Origin of the sequence: Aeromonas sp. FDAARGOS 1402, assembly GCF_019046925.1 — a bacterium.
Lineage (GTDB): Bacteria > Pseudomonadota > Gammaproteobacteria > Enterobacterales > Aeromonadaceae > Aeromonas > Aeromonas caviae.
On record NZ_CP077201.1, the window covers coordinates 790,001 to 811,538 of the forward strand.

Annotated in this window: 20 protein-coding genes (1 of these 20 only partly in view); 9 read left to right on the top strand and 11 right to left on the bottom strand. The window is 60.9% G+C overall.

All coding sequences use genetic code 11. From position 1 onward, the window contains the following. Together rapA and rluA are read left to right on the top strand one after the other, a co-directional pair. A protein-coding gene (gene rapA / locus I6L32_RS03730) for an RNA polymerase-associated protein RapA (protein WP_216944720.1) crosses the window boundary here: on the top strand, window positions 1–1,924 show its 3' portion. The gene continues 944 nt to the left of window position 1, outside the view; the window shows 1,924 of its 2,868 coding nt (coding positions 945–2,868); its start codon lies beyond the left edge, outside the window; it ends in the stop codon at window positions 1,922–1,924. Between the two features lie 114 nt (window positions 1,925–2,038). After that, window positions 2,039–2,695 carry a bifunctional tRNA pseudouridine(32) synthase/23S rRNA pseudouridine(746) synthase RluA gene (rluA, locus tag I6L32_RS03735; protein WP_048209170.1) on the top strand — a complete coding sequence of 219 codons (657 nt, stop codon included), beginning with the start codon at window positions 2,039–2,041 and terminating at the stop codon, window positions 2,693–2,695. A 64-nt stretch (window positions 2,696–2,759) separates the two neighbouring features. Here the strand turns inward: rluA and I6L32_RS03740 are convergent, their stop codons facing one another. From I6L32_RS03740 to I6L32_RS03760, 5 genes are all read right to left on the bottom strand, one after another. After that, window positions 2,760–2,948, bottom strand: coding sequence for a hypothetical protein (locus I6L32_RS03740; protein ID WP_010673139.1), 189 nt, complete (start codon window positions 2,946–2,948; stop codon window positions 2,760–2,762). A 58-nt stretch (window positions 2,949–3,006) separates the two neighbouring features. Beyond that, a complete protein-coding gene (locus I6L32_RS03745) occupies window positions 3,007–4,938 on the bottom strand; it encodes a bifunctional diguanylate cyclase/phosphodiesterase (protein ID WP_029313817.1) in 1,932 nt (643 codons plus the stop codon). 25 nt (window positions 4,939–4,963) lie between these two features. Further along, on the bottom strand, window positions 4,964–5,461 hold the full coding sequence (locus I6L32_RS03750; RefSeq protein WP_029313815.1) for a molybdopterin-binding oxidoreductase: 498 nt from the start codon (window positions 5,459–5,461) through the stop codon (window positions 4,964–4,966). A 94-nt stretch (window positions 5,462–5,555) separates the two neighbouring features. Next, window positions 5,556–7,190 (bottom strand): chaperonin GroEL, encoded by a 1,635-nt coding sequence (groL, locus tag I6L32_RS03755; protein WP_010673136.1) that lies wholly within the window; start codon window positions 7,188–7,190, stop codon window positions 5,556–5,558. Between the two features lie 43 nt (window positions 7,191–7,233). Continuing rightward, entirely contained in the window at window positions 7,234–7,527 is a 294-nt protein-coding gene (locus I6L32_RS03760) for a co-chaperone GroES (protein ID WP_005309514.1), read from the bottom strand. Window positions 7,528–7,769: 242 nt separating this feature from the next. On the opposite strand from I6L32_RS03760, the gene I6L32_RS03765 reads away from it, so the two are divergent. After that, window positions 7,770–9,104, top strand: coding sequence for an MATE family efflux transporter (locus I6L32_RS03765; RefSeq protein ID WP_235664804.1), 1,335 nt, complete (start codon window positions 7,770–7,772; stop codon window positions 9,102–9,104). 22 nt (window positions 9,105–9,126) lie between these two features. Here I6L32_RS03765 and I6L32_RS03770 read toward each other — a convergent pair whose 3' ends face one another. Next, on the bottom strand, window positions 9,127–9,606 hold the full coding sequence (locus I6L32_RS03770; RefSeq protein WP_039040009.1) for an FxsA family protein: 480 nt from the start codon (window positions 9,604–9,606) through the stop codon (window positions 9,127–9,129). 449 nt (window positions 9,607–10,055) lie between these two features. Between I6L32_RS03770 and aspA the strand changes: the two genes are divergently transcribed. Further along, window positions 10,056–11,498, top strand: coding sequence for an aspartate ammonia-lyase (gene aspA / locus I6L32_RS03775; RefSeq protein WP_010673133.1), 1,443 nt, complete (start codon window positions 10,056–10,058; stop codon window positions 11,496–11,498). A 131-nt stretch (window positions 11,499–11,629) separates the two neighbouring features. Continuing rightward, a complete protein-coding gene (locus tag I6L32_RS03780; protein WP_010673132.1) occupies window positions 11,630–12,949 on the top strand; it encodes an anaerobic C4-dicarboxylate transporter in 1,320 nt (439 codons plus the stop codon). Window positions 12,950–13,067: 118 nt separating this feature from the next. Here I6L32_RS03780 and gshA read toward each other — a convergent pair whose 3' ends face one another. Genes gshA through I6L32_RS03800 form a run of 4 tightly spaced genes read right to left on the bottom strand, consistent with a single transcriptional unit; the run spans window position 13,068 to window position 18,972 of the window. Further along, window positions 13,068–14,666, bottom strand: a complete 1,599-nt coding sequence (gene gshA, locus I6L32_RS03785) for a glutamate--cysteine ligase (protein WP_216944721.1) — start codon at window positions 14,664–14,666, stop codon at window positions 13,068–13,070. Window positions 14,667–14,724: 58 nt separating this feature from the next. Then, window positions 14,725–17,538 carry a pitrilysin family protein gene (locus I6L32_RS03790; RefSeq protein ID WP_216944722.1) on the bottom strand — a complete coding sequence of 938 codons (2,814 nt, stop codon included), beginning with the start codon at window positions 17,536–17,538 and terminating at the stop codon, window positions 14,725–14,727. A 25-nt stretch (window positions 17,539–17,563) separates the two neighbouring features. Then, window positions 17,564–18,001: a YqaA family protein gene (locus tag I6L32_RS03795; RefSeq protein WP_029313803.1), complete on the bottom strand. Its 438-nt coding sequence runs from the start codon at window positions 17,999–18,001 to the stop codon at window positions 17,564–17,566. Further along, window positions 17,998–18,972, bottom strand: coding sequence for an NADP-dependent oxidoreductase (locus tag I6L32_RS03800; protein ID WP_216944723.1), 975 nt, complete (start codon window positions 18,970–18,972; stop codon window positions 17,998–18,000). The genes I6L32_RS03795 and I6L32_RS03800 overlap by 4 nt, the downstream gene beginning before the upstream one ends. Window positions 18,973–19,028: 56 nt before the next feature. Between I6L32_RS03800 and I6L32_RS03805 the strand changes: the two genes are divergently transcribed. Further along, window positions 19,029–19,196 carry a hypothetical protein gene (locus I6L32_RS03805; RefSeq protein WP_005308905.1) on the top strand — a complete coding sequence of 56 codons (168 nt, stop codon included), beginning with the start codon at window positions 19,029–19,031 and terminating at the stop codon, window positions 19,194–19,196. 29 nt (window positions 19,197–19,225) lie between these two features. Then, window positions 19,226–19,627: a fosfomycin resistance glutathione transferase gene (fos, locus tag I6L32_RS03810; protein ID WP_216944724.1), complete on the top strand. Its 402-nt coding sequence runs from the start codon at window positions 19,226–19,228 to the stop codon at window positions 19,625–19,627. A 7-nt stretch (window positions 19,628–19,634) separates the two neighbouring features. On the opposite strand, the gene I6L32_RS03815 is transcribed toward fos, so the two are convergent. Further along, the gene (locus tag I6L32_RS03815; protein ID WP_216944725.1) at window positions 19,635–20,630 is read right to left on the bottom strand and encodes a Preprotein translocase subunit SecY; all 996 of its coding nucleotides are present in this window, start codon (window positions 20,628–20,630) and stop codon (window positions 19,635–19,637) included. Window positions 20,631–20,876: 246 nt separating this feature from the next. Between I6L32_RS03815 and I6L32_RS03820 the strand changes: the two genes are divergently transcribed. Beyond that, complete coding sequence (locus I6L32_RS03820) at window positions 20,877–21,155, top strand: hypothetical protein (RefSeq protein ID WP_174217461.1); 279 nt, start codon at window positions 20,877–20,879, stop codon at window positions 21,153–21,155. Window positions 21,156–21,180: 25 nt separating this feature from the next. After that, window positions 21,181–21,525, top strand: coding sequence for a hypothetical protein (locus I6L32_RS03825; protein ID WP_010673122.1), 345 nt, complete (start codon window positions 21,181–21,183; stop codon window positions 21,523–21,525). Window positions 21,526–21,538: the final 13 nt, after the last annotated feature.

Here is a 21,538-nt window from a genome sequence, read left to right on the forward strand (position 1 = left end):
GGATCAGCTGGGCCACCAGAGCCACTTTGCCCGTCTGCGCCTGCTCGACCCCGAGCGTTTCTACGACTACGACGCCTTCCTCGCCGAGGAGCAGGCCTATGGTCAGGTTGCCAGCGCCGCGCAAGAGCTGCTGGATGGCGAGACCCTGAGCAATGAAGCCAAGCAAATCCTCGCCAGCCAGCTGGAAGGGCTGGACTTAAACGATGCAGCCGCCCGTCAGCAGGCGGTCGCCAAGCTGCTGGATCAACATGGCACCGGCCGGGTGCTGTTCCGTAACAGCCGCGCCAATATTCAGGGCTTCCCGGAGCGCCATCTCAACATCTACCCCATGCCGCTGCCGGAGCAGTACAAGACCGCCATCAAGGTGATGGGCATGATGGGTGGCAATGGCGGCGATCTGCAGACCCGTGCCTTGCGCTACCTCTATCCCGAGAAGATCTTCCAGCAGTTCGAAGGCGACAACGCTACCTGGACCCAGTTCGACCCGCGCGTCGAATGGTTGCTGGAACTGCTGCTCTCCGCCCGTCAGCATAAGGTGCTGGTGATCTGCTCCGAAGCAGCCACCGCCATCGCCCTGGAAGAGGCGCTGCGCACCCGTGAAGGGATCCGTGGCGCCGTGTTCCACGAAGGGATGTCGATCCTCGAGCGGGACAAGGCCTCCGCCTATTTCGCTCAAGCTGAGGGGGGCGCTCAGGTGCTGCTCTGCTCCGAGATCGGCTCAGAAGGTCGCAACTTCCAGTTTGCCAGCCATCTGGTGCTGTTCGATCTGCCACTCAACCCGGATCTGCTGGAACAGCGTATCGGCCGACTGGATCGTATCGGTCAGCAGAATACCGTCGAGATCCACGTCCCCTATCTGGAAGGGACTGCCCAGCGCGCCCTGCAGCTCTGGTATCACGATGGTCTGGATGCGTTCGAGCAGACCTGCCCGACGGCCCGCCCGGTGTTCGAAGCGGTACGTGACGAGCTGTTCGAGCTGCTGGCCGCCAACACCGGCGAGCAGGGCCCCCTCGACGCCCTGCTGGCCAAGACCCGCGAACTGCACGAGCCGCTCAAGGCCCGGCTGGAACAGGGTCGCGATCGCCTGCTGGAAATCCACTCCAGCGGTGGCGAGGCCGCCCAGCAGTTGGTCGACAAGCTCGCCGCCGAAGATGACGACACCGGCATGATCTCCTTCGCCCTCAAGATGTTCGACGAGATCGGCGTCAACCAGGATGATCGCGGTGAAAATGCGCTGGTGCTGACTCCCGGGGATCACATGCTGGTGCCGAGCTTCCCGGGCCTGCCGCAAGACGGCATGACCATCACCTTCGATCGCAACACCGCCCTGTCACGGGATGACATGGCGCTGCTCTCCTGGGATCACCCCATGATGCGCGGCGGTATCGACCTGATCCTGGGTTCCGAGATCGGTGCCACCTCGGTGGCACTGCTCAAGAACAAGGCGCTGCCGGTCGGCTCCATCCTGCTTGAGCTGATCTTCGTTGCCGAGTCCGCAGCTCATCCCCAGCTCTACCGCTTCATGCCGCCGACGCCGATCCGTCTGCTGATGGACAAGAACGGCCAGAATCTGGGCGAGAAAGTGGCATTCGATGCCTTCAACCGCCAGCTGACGCCGGTCAACCGCCACCTCGGCAGCAAGCTGGTGACTGCGTCCCAGCCAGTGATCCACGGTCTGATTGGCAAGGGCCAGGCCATTGCCGAAGAGCTGAAGGCCGGGATTGTCGACAAAGCCCGCGCCCAGATGGCGCAGACCCTGCAGCAGGATCTCGATCGTCTGGAAGCGCTCAAGGCGGTCAACCCGAACGTGCGCGACAGCGAGCTGGAATATCTGCGCAATCTGCAGGCAGAATTGCACCACCTGATCGACCAGACCCAGCTCAAGCTGGATGCCATCCGCTTTATTGTGGTTACCCATAACTGATAAAACGGTGAAATGGCCAAACCCAACGCGAGTTGGCTGCCATGCACTTTTTTATCGTGGTTACCCATAACTGATGGGGGCTTGCCCCCGCTTTGACCAAAGATGCGAGACACTATGTTTGTATACTCACCGCCCCTTGAACCCTGGCTCGATATCCTGTTCAAGGACAAGGACATCATGGTGGTCAACAAGCCCACTGGCCTGCTGAGCGTCCCCGGGCGCGGCCCCGAGAATGAAGACAGCGTGCTCCATCGGGTCAAGCAGCAGCACCCCAAGGCGGCAGCCGCCCATCGCCTCGACATGGCGACCACAGGCGTGCTGGTGATCCCGCTCAACCCCAACTCCCACCGGGAGCTGAGCCGGCAATTCCGCGAGCGGGAGACCGAGAAGCACTACCTCGCCTGGGTGTGGGGTGAACCGGAGCTGGATGCGGGCGAAGTGGATCTGCCGCTCTGCGTCGACTGGCCCAACCGGCCGAAGCAGAAGGTGGATTTTGAGGAGGGGCGTCATGCCCTGACACTGTGGCAAAAACTTAAGGTGGAGAACGGCAACAGCCTGATCAAGCTGACCCCGATTACCGGTCGCTCCCATCAGTTGCGGGTACACATGCTGGAGCTGGGTCACCCCATCCTCGGTGACAACCTCTACGCCAACCCGGATGCGCTGGCGGCTGCACCGCACCTTTATCTGCATGCGGCCAGCCTGACCATCAGCCACCCCCGCAGCGGCGAGCGGATGACCTTCGAGGCACCGGCCCCTTTCCCGGTCTGAGCCTGACAGGTAACAACCAAATAAAAAGAAAGCCCCCATCGAGAGATGGGGGCTTTTTTATCGCTCAGACGCGGATATCGATCTTGCTTCCGAGGGAAGCGCTGGCCGATGTCGGCGCAGCCGGAGCGGATTGCGCTGCTGTTTCCAGCAGTTTCAGTGCGGATTCGCCTTCCTGGGTCTGCTGCTTTTTGGCCAGGCTGGCCACCATCAGTGCAGAACCGAACGACGCATTTGCAGAACTAGAAATATCCATTGTGTACCTCCTGCCAAGAGACTATCGGCCAGGCCCGGTGAGACATGAGCCATATCGTTCAACGCAGATATGCCTTGTCCGGCGAGCGCCGGGCCAACCAGCGCTCTTCCATCTCCAGCAATGTCTGATAGGCCTTTTCGGCATGCTCCGGGCGACTGAACAGATATCCCTGCCCATACAGATGTATGTCGGTCAATGAACGCAGCACATCGAGCTGCCCCTGAGTCTCGATCCCTTCACATACCAGTTTCTTGCCAAGCATGGAGCCCATACGGCAGATGTTGGCGACCAGTTCGGCCGCCTCGATAGAGGTGTCGATACCCTGAATGAAGGACCTGTCTATCTTCACCTTGCTCACCGGCAGCTTCTGCAGATAGCTGAGGGAGGAGTAGCCGGTGCCGAAGTCGTCAAGGGCCAGATGCACACCCTGCTGGCTGAGATCCTGCATCAACTGCAGCGAGTTCTTGACCTCGCGCATGGTGGTGTCTTCCGTCACCTCCAGCACCAGGCTGGACGCGGGAATATGGTGCTCCATCAGCGCTCTGGCCACCAGCTTCAACAGGTTGCGCTGGTACATGCCCGGGGAGATATTCACGCACATCTGCAAGTCCACCAAACCCAGGTGCTGCCACTGATGCAGTTGTTCACATGCGGTATTCAATACCCAGCCACCCAGTTTCTCGGCCAGCTGGAACTCTTCCGCCACCTGGATCACCTCGTTGGGGGGAATAAAGCCAAGCTCGGGATGGCGCCAGCGCAGCAGCGCCTCCACGGCTTCACAGCGGCCACTTTCCAGATTGACGATGGGCTGGTAATAGAGCTCGAGCGCATTGTGCTCCAGCGCCATCACCATGTCAGACGCAAGATGCTTGCGCCTGGCCGTCTCGTTGAGCAGGGAACTGTCATAGATGACATATGGAACATGGGTCTTGCGGCTGTGAGAGAGGGCCTGCTCCGCCCGGCTGAGCAACTCCTGGGTCTGGTTGCTGTCGGTCGGGAAGAAGGCGATACCGATACCGACCTCAAGCCGGAAAGGGTAGTTGTCGATGATGATGTCTTGCTTGATCGAGTGGAGTACTCTAGCCACGAGCTCCCTGACCTGGCGAAGATCGCTCCCCTCCCGTTGCAGCATGGCAAGCTGATCTCCCCCCAAACGCGCCACCCACTCCCCGTTTTCGCACAGGGCGCGCAGCCGCTTTGCCACCTCTTGCAGCAGAAGGTCCCCTGTGTTGTAGCCAAACTTGCTGTTGATATCGCGAAAGTCGTTGATGTCGACCAGCACCAGTCCGAAGGAGGTGTCACGGGTGACATAGGCATCCATCTTTTCCAGCAGCGCCAGCCGGTTGGCGAGCCCGGTGAGAGGATCGATCCTAGCGGTCCTGAAATGGCGCCTGGCTTCTCGCACCAGCAGGCCGCTGAGCAGAATGACGGACACCACCAGCCCCGACACCATGAACAGCAGGGCATTGCGCAACTGGCCAAAACGCGCGTCGTTGCCCGTATAGACGTTGATGTTGTTCTGCATGACGGAAGCAAGAGAGTAAGAGAGGGGTTCCTGCAAGGGCGCCAGTGTCATCATGACTTGCTGGTAATCCGGCGTCCCCGGTTTGAGCCTGACCAAATCAGGCTCCAGCTTGCGGATACTGCTTTCGGTCAGTTTCACCAGCCGCAGCGTCTTTGGATTGTCCGCGAGGCTTTTTCTCAATTGGCCGCTCAGAAGGATGGGGGTACGACTCCAGAGAATGTCATAGCGGAGCAGCAGGGCTTCCTGGTCTATGCCGCCATAGTGGTAAATCTCGACGGCATTGAGAAAGCGGCCCAGCTCGAGCTGCAACTGCATCAATGCCCAGGAGACGTCATAGGTGTACTTCTCCATCACCCGGGTCGCATTTTGTATCTGCACCAGGCAATAGAGGGTGCTACCCGTGAACAACAGAATGGATAGATAAAGAACGCCGAGTAAGGGCCAGGCCCTGGTCTTCGCTTTCACCCAGTACTCCCGTAAACCACCGTTTTTACTGCTGAATGTCGATCGCACTCAGTTGCCAGATCATCATGTCGGTGAACTCGGAACGCCTGAGTTCGGGATGCTGATCCAGTGGCAGGATAAACCAGAGCGGCCCCTTGTCACGTACCCGCATGGTCATCCCGTCATCCTGCCAGGCCAGAATAGGATCGTATTGCTTGACCTTATCCCAGTTGATCCGGATCTGGAAACTGTTCAGGGCGGTGAGCGTGATGCTCTTGCCGTTGGCCTTCACCTCCGTCAGCACGTCCGCCAGTTTCGGCCCTACGTATTTGTGCGGTTTGTCCACCCAGGGATTGCTCGTCACCACCTCATGCTGCGGCAGCGCCTGGATCATGGCCATATCGAACAGCACCTCTCCATCTGCCGGGTCGGCAGGGTCCAGATTCCCCGTCACCTTGAGAATGACCGGCCCCTGCGGTGTCGCCTGCGCCATGCCCGGCAAGGCCAGGGAAAGGAGTAACGGGAGAAGCCCTAAGTATCGCATGTTCACCTCAGATCATTTCACTATCAACAACTTCAGCTTAGTAGCACTAAAAAAAACGGCCCGCAAAAGCGAGCCGTTTGATGACTTGACGGGATTACATCATACCCATACCGCCCATGCCACCCATATCAGGCATGGCAGGTGCATCTTTCTTCGGCAGCTCGGAGATCATGCACTCTGTGGTGATCATCAGGCCAGCGACGGACGAGGCGAACTGCAGGGCAGAACGGGTTACCTTGGTAGGATCCAGGATACCCATGGCCAGCATGTCGCCGTACTGTTCGGTGTAGGCGTTGTAACCGTAGTTGCCTTCACCGTTCTTCACGGCATTGGCGATGACGGAGGCTTCTTCGCCGGCGTTGATGACGATTTGACGCAGCGGGGCTTCCATGGCGCGCAGGGCAACCTTGATACCGACGTTCTGGTCTTCGTTGTCACCACGCAGGGAGGCCAGCTTGGCAGCAACGCGCACCAGCGCTACACCACCACCGGCAACCACGCCTTCTTCCACGGCTGCGCGAGTGGCGTGCAGGGCATCGTCAACACGGGCTTTCTTCTCTTTCATTTCAACTTCAGTGGCAGCACCCACCTTGATCACGGCAACACCGCCGGCCAGCTTGGCCACGCGCTCTTGCAGCTTCTCACGGTCGTAATCGGAAGAGGTCTCTTCGATCTGCTGACGGATCTGGGCCACGCGGCTTTCGATCAGGGCAGCATCGCCCACGCCATCGATGATGGTGGTGTTCTCTTTGGTGATGACGATGCGCTTGGCACGGCCCAGATCTTCCAGGGTCGCTTTTTCCAGCTCCATGCCCACTTCTTCGGAGATCACGGTACCACCGGTCAGGATGGCGATATCCTGCAGCATGGCCTTGCGGCGATCACCGAAGCCCGGCGCCTTGACGGCGGCCACTTTCACGATGCCACGCATGGTGTTGACCACCAGGGTCGCCAGCGCTTCGCCTTCCACGTCTTCGGCCACGATGATCAGCGGTTTGCCCGCCTTGGCCACACCTTCCAGCACCGGCAGCATTTCGCGGATGTTGGAGACTTTCTTGTCCACCAGCAGGATGAAGGGGTCATCCAGCTCGACGGAGCCGGTTTCCGGCTTGTTCACGAAGTAAGGGGAGAGGTAGCCGCGGTCGAACTGCATGCCTTCTACCACCGCCAGCTCGTCGTCCAGGCCCTGACCGTCTTCCACGGTGATGACGCCGTCACGGCCGACCTTGTCCATGGCTTCGGCAATCAGCTTGCCGACCTTCTCGTCGGAGTTGGCGGAGATGGTGCCTACCTGGGCAATGGCATTGTTGTCGGCACAGGGAGTGGACAGTGCTTGCAGCTCGGCAACGGCAGCCACAACGGCCTTGTCGATACCACGCTTCAGATCCATGGGATTCATGCCGGCGGCAACGGCCTTCAGGCCTTCATTGACGATGGCTTGAGCCAGTACGGTGGCAGTGGTGGTACCGTCACCGGCGGCGTCATTGGCCTTGGAAGCGACTTCCTTGACCATCTGGGCACCCATGTTCTGGAACTTGTCTTCCAGTTCGATTTCACGGGCAACGGAGACGCCATCCTTGGTGATGGTCGGGGCGCCGAAGGACTTGTCCAGCACCACGTTGCGGCCTTTCGGGCCCAGGGTCACCTTGACGGCATCGGCCAGGATGTTGACGCCTTCCAGCATTTTGATGCGAGCTTCGTTGCCAAACTTAACTTCTTTAGCTGCCATGTTCTTCAATCCTTAAATCAATTCGGGAAAAGAGGGAGGGTGATTACTCTTCGACAATCGCCAGGATGTCGGTCTCGGACAGGATCAGTACGTCCTGGCCATCCAGCTTTTCGGTCTTCACGCCGTAGCCTTCGTTGAAGATCACCTTGTCACCCACCTTGACGGCCAGTGCTTTGACATCCCCATTGTCCAGAATTCGACCAGTCCCCACGGCAAGAACTTCACCACGGGTGGACTTCTGGGCCGCAGTGCCAGTCAAGACGATGCCGCCAGCGGATTTGGCTTCAGCTTCGATGCGCTTGATGATGACGCGGTCGTGCAGTGGACGAATTTTCATCGATAACTCTCCCAAAATGAGTCTCTGTGTTGCTTGAGGAATGGCCGCAATCGGCCAAATTTGTCATGTCCCTGATCTGGGGCAACAGGGCTAGCCCTTCAAGGGCAAATACAAAAAAAATATTTTCACGTACTATGAACACCTTCGATGGATCACCCATCCCCAATCAGGAAGGCGGATGGAGACGGCCAGCATTCAGGCCCAAAGCACCTAGAGACTCTGCCTTGAGCCGACCCAACCCCATGCTGACCGCCCCCATGACACCCATGCTGCTGCGCATGACGGGCCCCATGATCCTGGGCATCATCGCCATCCTCGCCTTCAACCTGGTCGATACCTTCTTTATCGGCATGCTGGGTACCCAGGCGCTGGCCGCCATCAGCTTCACCTTCCCGGTCACCTTTGTCGTCACCTCCCTGACCATGGGGCTGGGAGCGGGCCTGTGCGCCCTGCTCGGTCATGCCCTGGGGCAGGGTCGCCATGACGAGGCTGCCCGCATCACCACAGACTGCCTGTTCCTCGCCGTCATCCTGGTGAGTCTGCTTGCCGGACTGGGGGCAATGACCATTACCCCTCTGTTCACCCTGCTGGGGGCCAGCCCCGAGCTCATCTCCCTCATCCACGATTACATGCTCATCTGGTATCTGACCGTCCCCATGCTGGTCGTGCCCATGGTCGGCAATGCGGCCATCCGGACCACGGGGGATACCAAGACCCCCAGTCTGGTGATGGGGGTCGCCGGTCTGGTCAACGGCGTGCTGGATCCTCTGCTCATCTTCGGGCCAGGCCCCTTCCCTGAGTGGGGCATTCGGGGAGCCGCCATTGCCACTTCCCTCTCCTGGCTGATGGCCATGCTGGTCAGCCTCTATATATTGCGCCACCGCGAGGGCCTGCTGCGCTGGCGCCTCTCCCCGCGCCCGCAGTTGCTGGCCCACTGGCGCGCCCTGCTCCATGTGGCTGTGCCCGCATCGTTTACCAACATGCTCAACCCACTGGCCAACGCCGTGTTGATGATCATTTTCGCCGGGCTCGGAACCGAGGTGGTCGCCGCCTACGGCGCGGCATCCCGGGTCGAGGCCTTGCTGCTCATCGTGATGATGGCGCTCTCTTCCGTGCTGGCCCCCTTCATCTCGCAGAACTGCGGCGCCGGGAATCCGGCCCGAGCCAAGGCCGCCCTGCTGCTCTGCATGCGCTTTGCCCTGCTGTTCCAGCTTGGGGTCTACGTGCTGACCTGGCTTCTCGCCCCCTTCATCGCCGATCTGTTCAGCGATCATCCGCAAGTGGTGCGCCTCATCGTGCTCTATCTGCATCTGGTCCCCATCGGCTACGGCTTTCAGGGCATGGTGATGCTGCTGGCCTCGGCCCTCAACGGCGTCAGGGCATCGGCGGTGTCACTGCTGATAAACGGCATCAGACTGTTTGTCTTCTTGCTGCCAGGGGCCTGGCTGGGGGCAAAACTGGGGGGAGAACAGGGGATCTATCTGGGGATGCTGCTGGCGAACCTGGCCGCCGGATTGCTGGCATGGGGGTATGCCCGCCACAGATTCGAGCGGCTGTGCCATCAGGGGAGATCCTGACGGCACAGCCCGAGGCTCGCGATTACTCTTTGCGTTCGAACTCCCCTTCGATGGTGTTGCCACCCCCTCGCGGGGATTGTCCGGGCCTGTCATCTCCGGGACCCGGCTCGAACGGCTGCTGGCGAGCCTGGAAGCCCCCCATCTGCATCCTGAACTGATTGCTGCCAATCAGCTTGTCGGCCAGCATGTTGCGCAGCCAGGGCTGCAGCAGCAGGATGCCGACAATATCGCTCACAAACCCCGGGATAATCAGCAGCAAGCCCGCCAGCGCCAGCATCATGCCCCCCATCACCTCGCGGCCGGGCATCTCCCCCAGCTGCATCTTCTGCTGGGCAGTGAGCAGGGTCTTGATCCCCTCGCTGCGCACCAGCGACGATCCCAGCACGGCGGTCAGTACCAGCAAGCCAACGGTCGGCAAGGCCCCGATCACGGAGCCCACCTTGATCATGACGGTGAGCTCCAGCAATACCAGCCCGACCAACAACAGTAACAACTTGCCCATAGCAACCTCGGAGCGATGAATGAATGGACCCGGGGTGTCCGGTCGGCAGCCGCACATCGCTGATGCTGACGCGCCGGGTTCAGGTCTTCTGACATTAAAATGGGGCTGCTTGATCATTTTTCAAGCCTCTCCTGCCGCAGGCCCCGGAATACGGATAAATATTTGTCCGCCCAACTGGGATTGAGGTGGTTGTTCTGTCAAAGTTAATCGCCCGATTGCAATATCTGTTTAATGACCACAAGAAATTTGAGGTTGCCTCAAATTTAGTGATCCAGGTCTAATACCGGATACCTCAATTGGGGTAACATCAACACCAGTCATTGCACAGGGAGCAACTGGCTCCCAACTGCCCCACCCGATGTGTGGTGCTTCAGGATGAAATGTGCGTAGGGAAATCGCGACCACTCGGTGAGGATCGTTTCCATTTATTTGATTTCTGAGGCATAACAATGAGCGACATCAAGAACGTCCGCATTGAAGAAGACCTGCTGGGCACCAAAGAAGTTTCCAACGACCTCTACTACGGCGTGCACACCCTGCGCGCTGTTGAAAACTTCAAGATCAGCACTCAGAAGATTTCTGACGTTCCCGAGTTTGTTCGTGGCATGGTCCTGACCAAGAAGGCGGCTGCACTGGCCAACGGTGAGCTGGGCACCATCCGTCCCGAGATCGCAGACAAGATTGTCGAAGCCTGCGACCTGATGCTGAACACCGGCAAGTGCTTCGATCAGTTCCCGGTCGATGTCTATCAGGGCGGCGCCGGTACCTCCGTCAACATGAACACCAACGAAGTGCTGGCCAACATCGCCCTCGAGCTGATGGGACTTGAAAAGGGTCGCTACGACGTCATCAACCCCAACGATCACGTCAACAAGTGCCAGTCCACCAACGATGCCTACCCCACCGGTTTCCGCGTGGCCGTGGTCAACAGCACCGACACCACCCTGCACGCTCTGGAAGCCCTAATCGCCGCCTTCGATGTCAAAGCCAAGGAATTCAAACATATCCTGAAAATGGGCCGTACCCAGTTGCAGGACGCCGTGCCCATGACCCTGGGTCAGGAGTTCCACGCCTTCGCCGTCACCCTGCGTGAAGAGATCAAATCCATCAAGCGTTGCCAGGAGCTGCTGCTGGAAGTGAACCTGGGCGCCACCGCCATCGGTACCGGTCTGAACACTCCGCCCGAGTACTCCGGTCTTGCCATCAAGCGTCTGGCCGAGATCACCGGTCGTGCCTACGTGCCGGCAGAGGACCTCATCGAAGCGACCTCCGACTGCGGCGCCTATGTGATGCTGCACGGTGCGGTCAAGCGCCTAGCCATGAAGCTCTCCAAGATCTGTAATGACCTGCGTCTGCTCTCCTCCGGCCCGCGCACCGCGCTCAAAGAGATCAACCTGCCGGAAATGCAGGCAGGCTCCTCCATCATGCCGGCCAAGGTCAACCCGGTCATTCCGGAAGTGGTCAACCAGTCCTGCTTCAAGGTATTCGGCAACGACGTCACCATCACCTTCGCCGCCGAGGCCGGTCAGCTGCAGCTGAACGTCATGGAGCCGGTGATTGGTCAGGCCATGTTCGAATCCCTGAGCCTGATGGAAAAAGCCTGCATCTCCCTGCGCGAGAAGTGCGTGGAAGGCATCACCGCCAACCCGGACATCTGCATGAACCACGTGCTGAACTCCATCGGCATCGTGACCTACCTGAACCCCTTCATCGGTCACCATGAAGGCGACATCGTCGGCAAGATCTGTGCCCAGACCGGCAAGAACGTCCGCGAAGTCGTGCTGGAACGCGGCCTGCTGACCGCCGAACAGCTGGACGAGATCCTCTCCATCGAGAACCTGATGAACCCGCAATACAAAGCCAAGCGTTACACCCGCGAAGCCACCGTATAAGCGAGCAGATGGGCCGGGGTTATCCCGGCCCATTTAAAGTCAATTCCCGAGCGGTCTCCCCACAGCCCCATCGGGAATTGGCTTTTCAGCCTAATAAAACCTAAAAAAAACTGGAAAATGGAGTGTTCGCTATGATTGGAATCGAGTTACTTGTCGTGCTCGCCGCTATCTATCTGGGGGCCCGGATAGGCAGCATAGGTATCGGCTTTGCCGGTGGTCTGGGGGTATTGGTGCTGACCTGGGGGCTGGGCATGCCCATCCCGAGCGATCAGCTGGTGACCTATCTCCCGTGGGACGTGATCATGATCATCGCGTCCGTCATCTGCGCCATCGCCTGCATGCAGCTGGCCGGCGGGATGGATTATCTGGTGCACCTGGCCGAGAAAGCCCTGCGCAAGAATCCCAAGCACATCACCTTCGCCGCGCCGGTCGTCACCTACCTGATGACCATGCTGGCCGGTACCGGTCACACCGCCTTCTCCACCCTGCCGGTGATCGCCGAAGTGGCCAAGGAGCAGGGCATTCGCCCGTCCCGTCCGCTCTCCATCGCGGTCGTCGCCTCCCAGATCGCCATCACCGCCTCCCCCATCTCGGCGGCCGTGGTCGCCTTCTCCGGCATGCTGGAGCCGCTTGGCGTCGACTACCTGACCCTGCTGGCCATCTGCATCCCGTCCAGCTTCATCGCCTGTCTGCTGGGGGCCTTCATCGCCAACCTGCTGGGCAAGCCGCTGGATCAGGACGAAGTCTATCTGGAGCGCAAAGCCAAGGGACTCATCAAGCTGCGCGGTACCAGCCAGGTTGAAATCAAGCCTTATGCCAAGCTCTCCGTCGGCATCTTCGTCGCCTCCATCGTGGCCGTGATGGCCTATGCCACCGCCATCTCCGGCAACGTCGGCCTCATCAGCAATCCGCCGATCCCCCGCGATGGCGCCATCATGGGCATCATGCTCTCCGCCGCTACCCTGATGGTCCTGTTCTGCAAACTGGACGCGGCCCAGATCACCAACATGCCGACCTTCAAGTCCGGCATGTCCGCCTGTATCTGCGTGCTGGGCGTGGCCTGGCTGGGCAACGTCTTCGTGAAGGGCAACATGGTGGAGATCCAGGCGTTCGCCGGCGATCTGCTGAGCCAATACAGCTGGCTGCTGGCCGTGGTGCTGTTCTTCTCCTCCATGCTGCTCTACTCGCAAGGTGCCACCACCAAGGCCCTGATGCCTGCCGCCCTGGCACTGGGTGTCAGCCCGCTGGCGGCCATCGCCTCCTTCGCCGCCGTGAGCGCCCTGTTCGTACTGCCGACCTACCCGACCCTGCTGGCCGCGGTCGAGATGGACGACACCGGCTCCACCCGCATCGGCAAGGCCGTGTTCAACCACCCCTTCTTCATCCCGGGTGTAGCCACCATCGCCATGGCTGTGGCGCTCGGCTTCTTCTTCGGTGGTCTCATCCTCTGACCGGTGAACCACCCCATGCAAAACGGCCCGAACGGGCCGTTTTTTTATGCCAGGCCACCGCCGGGCTCCCATGAAAAAGCCGCTCCCGGGAGCGGCTTTCGTCATCCTGGCGGCATCCTCAGACCGTGGTCTGGCGGGTACCGAAATAGTCAGCCAGGAAGTCGTCGAACGACAGACTGTCACTGCGTTCCCGCTCCCGCTGCTTAGCCAGGGAGTCCCGTGCCTCGCCAGCAAAGTAGGCCTCGTCCCAGTACTGCAGCTCGCCGGCCAGCATCTCCTCCCGGTAGCGGCTCGCCAGCGCATCGCCGAAGCAGCCGTTGTCCTGGCCGCTTGAAAGCAACTGCTTGAGCAGGCGGGCGGAGTAGGTCTGCTCGGGGTCGAGCAGCTTCTCACGGTGCATCGCCAGCGTCTCGCGATAGCGGTTGCGACCGCAGCAGCGATCCAGCAGCGCTGCGACCTCGGCCAGCTCGTCGAACAGCTTGAGGCCGTACTCCTTGAGGCCGATGGCATTGCCCTGCTCATCTTCAAGCATCAGGCCGGGGCGACGCCCCTCCAGCACCACCTTGTTCTGGTTGCGGCGGTTGCGGGCAACCTCGTCATCCGAGAGCACGGGGGACGGGCGCAACAGGCACCAGACCAGGAAGAGATCGAAGAAGCGGATCTGATCCACCTCGATACCGAACGGGGTAAAGGGATTGACGTCCACCGTGCGCAGCTCGATGTATTCGATGCCGCGCTGCTCCAGCGCATCCGAGGGCTTCTCGCCGCTGCGGGGGGTGCGCTTGGGGCGGATCGGCGCGTAGAGCTCGTTCTCCAGCTGCAGCACGTTGTCGTTGAGCTGGCGGTACTCGCCGTTCACCTTGACCCCTATCCTGGCGAAGTCGGGATCATGGGTGTTGATGGCCCGGCGCAGGCTGCTCACATAGGCGGGCAGGCTGTCATGACTGATCTTGAGCCCCGCCTGGGCGCTGTTGGTGTAACCGAGATCGGACAGGCGCAGAGCCGTGGCATAGGGCAGGTAAAGGGTGCCCTTGCCGGTCTTCTGGAACGGCAGGCTGCTCTTGCGCCCCTTGAGGAAGGAGTCGCAGATGGCAGGAGACGCGCCGAACAGATAGGGCACCAGCCAGCCGAAGCGGTAGACGTTGCGAATAAGCCCCATGTACTTGTCGGAGATGAAGCGCTGGCTGCAGCAGCCCTCTCCCACCAGATCCTGCCACTCGCACCAGAAGCTGTCCGGCATGGAGAAGTTGAAGTGCACCCCGGCGATCACCTGCATCAGGCTGCCATAGCGGTTCTTCAGCCCCTGGCGATAGAGGGTCTTCATCCGCCCGATGTTGGAGCTGCCGTACTGGGCCAGGCGGATGCTCTCCTCGTCACCGACGAAGCAGGGCATGGAGAGGGGCCAGATCCGCTCCTCTCCCAGATGATGAATGGTGTGGCGGTGAATGTCGCCGAGCTGCTCGATCAGGCTCTCGATGGAGTCGGTGGCCGGCGTGATGAACTCCAGCAGGCTCTCGGAGTAATCGGTGGTGATGTTGGCATGGGTCAGGGCCGACCCCAGGCTCCTGGGGTGATCGGTCTGGGCCAGGGTCCCTTCGGGGGTGATGCGCAGACATTCGCGCTCGATCCCGCGCCGGATCCCCTTGAGGGCGGTCACCCGTTCCGGGGTGCCCAGCGCAGCCAGCAACTCGGTGAGCGACAAGCTAGTAGTAGTCATATTCACGGCTCATGTGTGGCCGCCCCACCCGGGGCGGCACTTATTGTTGCGACGCCCCTCAGGGCAGTTGCAGTGGATAGATGGGAAGATGAAGCTCGCTCAGGGGTTTTTCAAGCTTTTGCTTGTCTCCCACCACCACAATCACCATCTCGGCCGGATCCAGCCAGCGGGCTGCACTGGCCTTCAGCGTCTCGGGTGACACCGTTTTGATCAGGTTGTTCTGGGCCTGCACATAGTCCGGCTTCAGGTCGTACATGATCATCTGCAGCAGGAAGCCAGCCTTCTGCCCCAGGGTCTCGTAGGAGAGCGCATCCTGCTGGGAGACGGCGCTGCGCATGTAGGCCAGCTCCACCGGGGTCGGCCCGCTCTTGCGGTAGCCGTCCATCTCCTTGAGGAACTGGCGGATAGCATCCACGGTCGCATCGGTGCGCACGTTGGCGCCGGTCGCGAAGACCCCCGCTTCGCGGTTGGCCTGGAAGCCCGAGCTGGCACCATAGGTGTAGCCCTTGTCTTCCCGCAGGTTGAGGTTGATGCGGCTGTTGAAGTTGCCGCCCAGGTTGAAGTTCATCAGGTTGGCGATGAAATAGTCTCCCGTGGTGTCAAACGGCATGGCGCGGCGGCCGATGCGGATCACCGACTGAGGGGCCCCCGGCTTGTCCACCAGATAGATGCCTGGCTTGGCCTGCTCTCCCCCTGGCTTGAGATCCCCCAGGGTCGGGGCGGCCCCCTGCCACTGGGTCAGGAAGGCGAGACCGGATTCCACCTGCTGGGCGGTCACATCACCTGTCACCACCACCTTGGCATTGGTCGGATTGTAATAGGCCTCATAGAAGCGCTTCACATCCGCCAGGGTCAGCTTCTCCACGTCCGCCAGCACCCCGTCAGAGGGTTGGCCGAGGCGGTTCTGCTTGCCATAGACCAGTTCGCGGAACGCCTGACCCGCCAGCCACTCGGGTTGCTGCTCGCTCTGTTTCATCCCTTGCAGCATCTGGGTCTTGAGCCGCTCGAAGTCCGCTTCCCGCAGGCCGGGTTGCAGCAGCACTTCCCGCACCAGCGCCAGGGTTTCGGGCAGCTTGTCCGCCAGACTGCTGATGGTGATGAGGTTGTTGTACTGGGCGCTGGAGACGCTGATGCTGGCGCCGAGTTTTTGCAGCTCGTCGCTCAGCTCGGCCTCGGAGAGGCGCGTCGTCCCCTGCTCCAACATGGCGGCGGTGAGGCTGGCCAGCCCCAGCTCTCCCTTGCCTTCGGCCCGGATGCCACCCGGCAGGGCGATCATGATGGAGACGGCCGGGATCTCGTCGCTGTGGGTGCCAATGATCTCGATCCCCTTGTCGAGCTTGCCACGCCAGATGGCGGGCACCTTGACGCTCACCGCATCGGCCGCCTTGGGCTGCACGCTGCGATCGAAGTCATCTTTCACCGGCCGCTCGGCCAGCACCTTGTCATGCTTGCTGTAATCCGGCAGCTCCCGCTTGGCGGGGGTGAAGTTCGGGGTCGCGGCCTGCCAGTCGCTCTTGCCCTTGGGCACCACGCTCAGCACCACGGCAGGCTTGTTCTGGATGAACTTGTCGTAGGCAGCCTTGACGTCAGACCCCTTGACCCGGGCGATGGCATCCAGATTCTTGAACACATAGTCGGGATCCCGGGCCAGCACCTGCCCCATGGCAAGCTGGCTTACCTTGCCCTCGATGCTGTCGAGTCCCCAGATGGCGGACGCGCGATAGCTGCTGATGGCCTTCTCCAGATCCGCGGGCTTGATGCCGCGCTGGGCGAACTCGCCGATCACCTTGTCCACCTCGCCCTTGAGGGTCTTGAGGCTGCCATCCGCCGCCGGATTGGGGTAGGCATAGACCGTCAGGGTACAGGCAAGCTCTTCGCAGGAGTGGGAGGCACCCGCCTCGATGGCCTTGCCGGTTTTCACCAGGGACTGGTAGAGCATGGAGCTGGCAGAGCCCCCCAGCACATCGGCAAAGATGTCCAGCGCCGGCTCCTGCGGGTCACCCAGGGAGACGGTCGGGTAGCTGATATACAGGAGCGGTAGATGCACCTTGTCTTCCAGCGTCACGTAGCGGGTTGCCGGCAGGGTGGCAGGCTGATGCGTCGGTTCGGCCACGTCCGGACCGCGCGGGATGGAACCGAAGTACTGCTCAATCCAGGCCAGCGCCTGCTTGGTATCAAAGTCGCCGCCCAGGGTCAGGGTCGCATTGTTGGGGCCGTACCAGCGCAGGAAGAACTGCTTGAGGTCGTTGACGTCGACCCGGTCGAGATCCTCCACATAACCGATGGGTTGCCAGGAGTAGGGGTGGGTGCGCGGATAGAGTGCCTCCCCCACCCGCTCGCCCACCAGGCCATAAGGCTGGTTGTCGATGCGCTGGGCCCGTTCGTTCTTGACGGTGGCGCGCTGGATCTCGAACTTCTTCTGGCTCACCGCATCGAGCAGGAAGCCCATGCGATCCGCCTCCAGCCAGAGCACTTTCTCCAGCTGGTTGGCCGGCACGGTTTCGTAGTAGTTGGTACGATCCTTGTTGGTGGTGCCGTTCATGTCACCGCCCGCCTCGTTGATGATCCGCATGTGTTCCTGATCACCAACGTGCTTGGAGCCCTGGAACATCATGTGCTCGAAGAAGTGGGCAAAGCCCGACTTGCCCACGGTTTCCCGGGAGGAGCCGACGTGATAGGTGACGTCCAGATGCACCAGGGGATCGGAGTGGTCGGGGGCCAGGATCACGGTCAAACCGTTGTCCAGCTTGTACATCTGGTAGGGAATGCCGAGCTTGCCCTCCTGCTTGACCTGCTCGGACACCAGGGTCGGGGCCGCCAGCACGGGAAGGGAGAAGCCCAGCAGCATGCTTAATGGAATGAGTTTGTTCACGGGTACCTCGTGAGTGACAAAAGGGCTAGAAGATCTGACTGGCCAGCAGAAACACCAGGGCATAACGAAGCAATTTGCCGAGCCCGATCAAGATGAGGGAGCGCCAGAAGGAGAGGCGCAGCCAACCAGCCAGCAGACAGAGACCATCGCCGACCACAGGCGTCCAGGCAAGCAGTAGACACCAGTGGCCATGACGTTTGAGCCAACCAAGGGCTTTTTGTTCCCCACGGCCTTGAAAATCTTCCGGTTTTTTCTTGTGGGTGGCGAGCCAGCCGAGCCACCAGGTGGTCATGGAACCCAGGGTATTGCCCAGCGTCGCCCAGAAAAGCAGGCTGGTCATGCTCCACTCCCCCTTGACCGCCATGGCGCCCAGCAGCACTTCCGAGCTGCCGGGCAACAGGGTGGCGGAGGTGAAGGCGCTCAGAAACAACCCTCCCAGCCCCATCCCGGTGAAGTCTATCATCCGGGCTGGCCGTCTGCGGCGGACATGCGCAGCAACAGCTTGCCGCGCACATGGCCCAGCTCGATGGCCTGATGGGCCAGCGCCCCTTCTGCCAGCGTGTATTCACCGGAGACAGTGATCTTCACCTCCCCCTGGCGAAGCAGCGTCAGCATCTGGGTCAGCTGCGTTCGATCGGGATGGACCAGCATGCCGACAACCTCGACGCCGAGCTCGGCCCCCGCGTCCTTGATCTGCTGGGCCGTGATGGTGGGGACCGTCACCAGACGGCCGCCCGGCTTGACGCAGGCCAGCGCCGCCTTGCCGCTCTCGCCCCCCACCAGATCCAGCACCAGATCGAACGGACCATCGGTGATCGCTTCGGTGCACCACCCGGCCTGGTGGTAATCCACCATCCGGCTCGCCCCGAGACTATGAAGGAAGCTGTGATTGTCGCCGCTTGCCGTGGCAACCACGTGAGCACCATAGGCGGCGGCAAACTGCACCGCCAGGTGGCCGACGCCACCGGCACCGGCCAGGATCAGTACCCGTTGCCCCGACTGCAGGCCACCGTGCTCCAGCAGCCCCTGCCAGGCGGTGAGACCCGCCAGCGGCAGGGCCGCTCCCTGCCTGAGGCTCACCCCATCGAGCTTGACCAGCTCCTCCTCGCGGGCCACCACGGATTCGGCATATGCACCGGCGGCGAGGGGGAAACCCACCATGCCGCACACCTGATCCCCCTCGGCCAGGGAGGTCACGCCGGGCCCCACCTTTTCCACCACGCCGGAGACGTCATAACCCGGCGTCCAGGGCAGGTTGTCCTTGTTCTGGGCGGCCGCCCAGCCGAGACCGGCCCGGGTCTTGGCATCGATGGGGTTGACCCCCGCAAAGCAGATGCGCACCCGGACCTCTCCCTCCGCGGGCACCTTGTCCAGGGAAGGGTTGAGCCTGAGTACCGAGGGGTCGCCGAATGCGGTAATCTGTAGCTGCGTCATTGCACAATCCATCCTGTTGATTGATCAAGGGTCAACAGAATAACAGCGAGGACACCATGGCTCGAATGTTTCTTATTCCTCTGTTGCTGGCCCTGGGGTGGTGGGCGTTTCTGCTCTACTTCCGCATTCCGCTCAAACAGGGGGCCAAGGGCTTTTACTGGATCATCGGCATCGGCGGCGGGCTTGCCGCCTTCCTCAGCCTGATGATGGTGCTCACTCACTAGGGTTCGGGGACAAGGGGGAAGAAGAGAAGATGCTGCATGGACTGAACCATCTCACGCTGGCAACCGGCGATCTCGACAGAAGCGTTGCCTTTTATGTCGACTTGCTGGGATGTCGCCCCAGGGTGAGATGGGCACGGGGAGCCTATCTCACCCTCGGCGATCTCTGGCTCTGTCTCTCCTGCGATCCTCCCCAACCGGCCAGAGATTACAGCCATGTCGCGTTTGGCATCTCGCCTGAACAGTTTCCAGCCTTCTGCGCCAGTCTGCGCGCGGCGGGCGTCGTGGAGTGGAAGAAGAACAGCAGCGAAGGGGATTCACTCTATCTGCTGGATCCCGACGGGCACCGACTGGAAATCCATGCAGGCAACCTGGATAGCCGCCTCGCCTCTCTCAGACAGCAACCCTATGAGGGTCTTATCTGGTTCGACTGAGCCGGATTCACCCCTGCTCGGCACGAAGATGGTAGTGACGATTGCTGCCCTGCCCCAGCACGCCCTGCGCCAGCAGATGCTGGAACACCCGGTCCACCTCCTCCAGAGACAGTGACAATGCCTCTGCCACCTTGCGTTTGCTGCATTTGAGCTCGCCGCTCTCCAGCGCGCCGCGCACCTGGGCGACCACGGCTGGCTCGGGCATGGGTCTGCTGATGGCTGGCGGCTCCGGGGTCGGCACTGCGACCCGGGCCTCGGCTTGCGCCTTCTCCCGTTGCCACATCCATTGACGGCGGAAGCGGTTCTCCTCACCGATCAGGCTGACGAAAAAGGCACCAAACGCATCGAGCAGGATAGACAGGAAGCAGACCAGCAGGAACTGCACCTGGCCGATGCTCATGCCCACCCCGTCCGCCAGACTGCTCATCAGCCCCAGCATGGAGGACTGCTCCCCCAGCGGCTTGGCGTCCCGCTCCTGGCGCAGCTCGTCCTGACGCAGCCTGAGCTTGGTGTTGGCCTGCTGCAGACCGCTGACGCCGCTCGAGATACGCGCCATCTCGATGTATTTGCGGGCCGCCTCTTCGTTGAGCTGGATCTGCCGCTCTATGCTGGCTATCTGCTCGTCGAAACGGGCTATCTCCCGCTCGTGACGCGCCTGCTGGCTCAGGATGGTGTTGGTGGCGCTGTTGATGCCGCCGATACTGCCCCCGATGGAGATGGCGGCCAGCACGCTGTAGAACAGCAGCGACCAGAAGGCGCCGCCCAGATCCCGCCTCGCTTTGCACTCGCCGTACTCGTACCAGACGTAGAACTTGCCCAGCTCGAAGATGATGGCCAGCCCGCCGAACAGCCACTTCATCAGGGGGTTTTCGTCGATGGAGAGAAACAGCAGCAGGGAGAAGACGATGGAAGCCAGAATGGCCAGCCCGGTGAAACTGTAGACAGTCGTGAGGGCGAACCATCCCTTGGGGTAACGCAATGCGGCGCAAGCATGAGTAGTCATGATGAAACGGGAAACATCTGCAGGAAAAGTTGGCTGCCGATTATAGTCGCCACTCCCCCGGAGAGAAGGGCAAATCCCCGAATTCCCGCCCATGGATGATCAGCTGCCCAGAGTGCGACCAAAACGTGCAAATCGGCAGCAGAAAAACACTACAATCGACCCCGTACCTGAAGGACATCTGCGGTTATGCTCGGGTTAAGCCCGCCGCATTACACTCATTTCCACCGAACACGACTCGAGGACATCATGAACAGAACGACGGCTTTGTTGCTCTCTCTTTTTCTGATAACCGGTAGCGCCCTGGCACAGGACGAAGGGAGCCAGACCTTCTCCGTGGATGCGCTGACCTTCAATCTGGACTGGAATGACACGCAGTTTGACTGGTCCCAGAGCAACTGCTTCGATCTCGGGAGCGGTGACACGGCCGCCGCCGACTGCAAGAGGACCAACCTCAATCTGGAGGACGAGACGCAGCGCAACCAGCCCCCCAGCACCAATCAGATCAGCACGCAACCGGATCAATGATCCCCCTGACAGGAGCCTTGATGCGATGACCCACATGACCATGACTTCCCGCGGCGCACTGCTGCTCTCCCTGCTTCTGGTTCAGGGAATGGCCTTTGCTGCCCCCCCTTCCAAACACGATGACGACATCCGGATCTCCACCGACCAGGGCCGGGTAAGCCTGGATTGGGACGACAAGGAGTACGAGTGGTGGCAGCACAACTGCCTGGATGTCAGCACCCGGACCAGCCGCATCCAGCTCAACTGCGACAACATGGATGGAAAATACCGCGACCATTACAACCGCAGCATTCACAGTGGCAACAACCCGGGTCAGGGCCATGACAAGCCCAGGAACAAGCACGGCGGCAACGGCCACCAAAAACACTGACCAGCATGCCCAT

Bases quoted from the DNA above. Each gene is read 5' to 3' on its own strand.
- rluA (WP_048209170.1), top strand. From the start codon at position 2,039: ATGTTTGTATACTCACCGCCCCTTGAACCCTGGCTCGATATCCTGTTC.
- I6L32_RS03740 (WP_010673139.1), bottom strand. From the start codon at position 2,948: ATGGATATTTCTAGTTCTGCAAATGCGTCGTTCGGTTCTGCACTGATG.
- I6L32_RS03750 (WP_029313815.1), bottom strand. From the start codon at position 5,461: ATGCGATACTTAGGGCTTCTCCCGTTACTCCTTTCCCTGGCCTTGCCG.
- groL (WP_010673136.1), bottom strand. From the start codon at position 7,190: ATGGCAGCTAAAGAAGTTAAGTTTGGCAACGAAGCTCGCATCAAAATG.
- I6L32_RS03760 (WP_005309514.1), bottom strand. From the start codon at position 7,527: ATGAAAATTCGTCCACTGCACGACCGCGTCATCATCAAGCGCATCGAA.
- I6L32_RS03765 (WP_235664804.1), top strand. From the start codon at position 7,770: ATGCTGACCGCCCCCATGACACCCATGCTGCTGCGCATGACGGGCCCC.
- I6L32_RS03770 (WP_039040009.1), bottom strand. From the start codon at position 9,606: ATGGGCAAGTTGTTACTGTTGTTGGTCGGGCTGGTATTGCTGGAGCTC.
- aspA (WP_010673133.1), top strand. From the start codon at position 10,056: ATGAGCGACATCAAGAACGTCCGCATTGAAGAAGACCTGCTGGGCACC.
- I6L32_RS03780 (WP_010673132.1), top strand. From the start codon at position 11,630: ATGATTGGAATCGAGTTACTTGTCGTGCTCGCCGCTATCTATCTGGGG.
- gshA (WP_216944721.1), bottom strand. From the start codon at position 14,666: ATGACTACTACTAGCTTGTCGCTCACCGAGTTGCTGGCTGCGCTGGGC.
- I6L32_RS03795 (WP_029313803.1), bottom strand. From the start codon at position 18,001: ATGATAGACTTCACCGGGATGGGGCTGGGAGGGTTGTTTCTGAGCGCC.
- I6L32_RS03800 (WP_216944723.1), bottom strand. From the start codon at position 18,972: ATGACGCAGCTACAGATTACCGCATTCGGCGACCCCTCGGTACTCAGG.
- I6L32_RS03805 (WP_005308905.1), top strand. From the start codon at position 19,029: ATGGCTCGAATGTTTCTTATTCCTCTGTTGCTGGCCCTGGGGTGGTGG.
- fos (WP_216944724.1), top strand. From the start codon at position 19,226: ATGCTGCATGGACTGAACCATCTCACGCTGGCAACCGGCGATCTCGAC.
- I6L32_RS03815 (WP_216944725.1), bottom strand. From the start codon at position 20,630: ATGACTACTCATGCTTGCGCCGCATTGCGTTACCCCAAGGGATGGTTC.
- I6L32_RS03820 (WP_174217461.1), top strand. From the start codon at position 20,877: ATGAACAGAACGACGGCTTTGTTGCTCTCTCTTTTTCTGATAACCGGT.
- I6L32_RS03825 (WP_010673122.1), top strand. From the start codon at position 21,181: ATGACCCACATGACCATGACTTCCCGCGGCGCACTGCTGCTCTCCCTG.